This is a genomic window from Erwinia sp. PME.40.26/001 (genome assembly GCF_055556675.1).
The window spans coordinates 1-239 of record NZ_JBVHNP010000415.1 but is presented as its reverse complement, the minus strand read 5'-3'; the positions used below and the strand labels follow the sequence as shown (position 1 = coordinate 239).

At 76.2% G+C, this 239-nt stretch carries 1 protein-coding gene; it reads right to left on the bottom strand.

All coding sequences use genetic code 11. The features are described from left to right. Positions 1-239, bottom strand: a 239-nt coding sequence (locus ACZ3HG_RS24775; RefSeq protein WP_465335186.1) for a fructosamine kinase family protein, incomplete at both ends; no start/stop codon positions are given.

Below are 239 nucleotides of genomic sequence, written 5' to 3'. Positions count from 1 at the left end.
GCGCTGGGCCGCGTAGAACGCGCCCCACGTCGGCGCGGGCCGCGCCGGCTGCGTCCGGCGACCGATGAAGATGTCGCCCGTCCATCCCGGCGGTGGCGAGCCGAAGGCGGGGGCGCCGGCGTCATGGGTCGCGGCGAGCGCGGCACCGAACTCCTCGGCGGCGGCCTGGGTGGGGCGCACGGTCTCCACGCGTTCGAGGACGATGCGTGTCGGTCCGCTTTCGAGCACCTCCACGGTCC